The organism is Paraburkholderia sp. TE9906 (assembly GCF_056279605.1).
This window is the reverse complement of the sequence record NZ_JBWCCT010000038.1, coordinates 1-2215: the sequence shown is the minus strand read 5'-3', so window position 1 is coordinate 2215 and position 2215 is coordinate 1. Positions and strand designations below refer to the sequence as shown.

Below are 2215 nucleotides of genomic sequence, written 5' to 3'. Positions count from 1 at the left end.
CGATCCATCCAAATCTATCCAGATCTTCCCGATTGAGATTGTGGCGGGGTGAGGGATTTTAGTTTGTCAGCCACATTCCAAGGCAGCAATTCGTCGATGCGAGAGATCTTGTGATCAGCGATGTGGGTCAGGACGTATTCCAGGTAGGCACGCGGGTTGATTCCGTTGAGCTTGCACGTCCCGATCAAGCTATACATCGCGGCGGCCCGCTCGCCCCCGCTGTCGGAGCCGACGAACAGATAATTTTTGCGTCCGAGCGCGACACAGCGCAAGGCGTTTTCGGCAAGCACATTGCTTATCTCGGCCCGACCGTCTTCACAGTAAAACGTGAGGGCTGCCCAGTGGTTCAGCGAGTAGTTGATCGCCTTGGCGAGCGCGGACTTCGTCGACAGCGTCGTGAGTTTTGCCCTGATCGTCGTTTCGAACTTATCGAGCAATGGCTTGCTCTTCTCGCGCCTCACGCGCAGACGCTCGTCTGGTTCCTTGCCGCGGATGTCGGCTTCTATGCTGTAGAGCTCGCCGATCATCTCGAGCAGCTGCTGGGTATCCGCAGTCGGCGTGCGCGCGTGAACATCATAGATGTACCTCCTTGCGTGATCCCAGCATGCCGCTTCGTGGATCTCGCCGCTTGCGTACAGTTGATCGAACCCCGAGTAAGCATCGGCCTGCACGATGCCGTGGAATGCAACGAGCCGGGTTTGAGGGTGGATGCCTTTGCGATCCGAGGAGAAGTCGAACCATACCGCAGCAGGCTCAGCCGAACCCGAGCGACGATCGTCGCGCACGTAGACCCAGAATCGGCCGGTTACCGTCTTACCGTTGCCTGGCGCGAGCACCGCGACCGGCGTGTCGTCAACGTGTACCTTTTCGGAAACCAACACGTAGCGCTGGATCGCTTCAACGAGCGGTACACAGAGCTGGGCAATCTGCCCGAGCCAGCGGCCCATGCTGCCGCGATCCAACGTCACTCCATCGCGTGCCGCAATCTCCGATTGGCGATACAGCGGCTGATGATCAGCGAACTTCGACACCGCAATATCGGCCAGCAAGCTCGGATGCGCGATGCTGTGCTCGATCGGCAGGCTAGGCATCGCGGGCTGTTCGATGTGGCCGCAATCGGGGCAACACAGCTTGTGGCGGATCGTGCGGATCACTTTGAACGCGGCCGCCACGCGGGCGATTTTCTCGGAGACATCCTCGCCGAGCCACTGCATTGCAGTCGCGCATATGGGGCAAGCCGAATCAGGTGTGAGTTCGATCTCGTCGCGCGGCAAGTGCGGCGGCAGGGGTTCTCGCGTGGGCCCTCGATTGGATGGTCCCTTCGATGCTTTGTCTCGTTGTCCTCGCGCCTCTGCCGCCCCTTGGCCGGCCGTCAGGTCTTCCAACTGCGCTTCGAGCTTATCGATCTGCCGGGCCAGTTTCTCGGACTTGCTCCCGAAGTACATCCGCCTGAGCTTGTCGATCTGCGCCTTCAGTCGGTCGATCTCGTCGTCGCGGACGGCGATCTCCCGCACCATGTTCGCGAGCGATGCTTGCTGCTCGAGCACCAATGCCTGGAGCTCAGCGACGGTGGCGGGAAGCGGCGCATGTTGGGACATGCGTCGCAGTTTACGAGTCTTCTTCGCGGTTTACAACATCGACAGCGCGGCAGTGCGTCGCGGCTGCCGCCAGTCGATGCCCTCGAGCAGCATCGACAGCTGGGCGCTCGTCAGATGGATCTTTCCGCCATCGGCCTGGGGCCAGATAAAACGGCCTCGCTCCAATCGTTTTGCGAGCAACCAGAGTCCATCATCAGTCGCCCAAAGCAGCTTCACGAGATCGCCGCGACGCCCGCGAAAGATGAACAGGTGGCCGCCCAGCGGATTTTCTTCGAGTGCTGTCTGCACCTTCGCGGCCAGCCCCTGGAACCCGCAGCGCATGTCGGTCACGCCGGCCGCTAGCCAGATACGCGTACCTGCCGGCAGCGCGATCACTTCAGACATTCCTGCAGGAACGCTTCGGTGCGCTCGGCAGACAGGCCGCGAATCTTCACGCGCCGCTTGCCGATCTCCACCTCGATCTCGCACACGGGCGTCGGCATCGATACGCTGCTCATCGCTTCCGACACATGTGTCGGCTCCGGCGCGCGAAGTACTAATGCCGAGTCGATTACGTCGACGCTCAGCAGCTCCGTGCATGGCATGCTCGGCGCAGCGTCGAGTGCAGGGACGACCAG

At 61.2% G+C, this 2215-nt stretch carries 3 protein-coding genes; all 3 read right to left on the bottom strand.

All coding sequences use genetic code 11. The features are described 5' to 3' along the window. Positions 1–14 precede the first annotated feature (14 nt). Positions 15–1598 carry an IS66 family transposase gene (gene tnpC / locus ACZ9H4_RS37010; RefSeq protein ID WP_476123230.1) on the bottom strand — a complete coding sequence of 528 codons (1584 nt, stop codon included), beginning with the start codon at positions 1596–1598 and terminating at the stop codon, positions 15–17. A gap of 30 nt (positions 1599–1628) precedes the next feature. Beyond that, positions 1629–1982, bottom strand: a complete 354-nt coding sequence (tnpB, locus tag ACZ9H4_RS37005; RefSeq protein WP_234037647.1) for an IS66 family insertion sequence element accessory protein TnpB — start codon at positions 1980–1982, stop codon at positions 1629–1631. After that, positions 1970–2215 (bottom strand): hypothetical protein (locus tag ACZ9H4_RS37000; RefSeq protein WP_476123228.1); only part of this gene is annotated, 246 nt, incomplete at its 5' end. The genes ACZ9H4_RS37000 and tnpB, both read right to left, overlap by 13 nt.

What these genes read in the sequence shown, in the direction of transcription:
- tnpC (WP_476123230.1), bottom strand. Translation starts at nt 1,598, where the DNA reads ATGTCCCAACATGCGCCGCTTCCCGCCACCGTCGCTGAGCTCCAGGCA.
- tnpB (WP_234037647.1), bottom strand. Translation starts at nt 1,982, where the DNA reads ATGTCTGAAGTGATCGCGCTGCCGGCAGGTACGCGTATCTGGCTAGCG.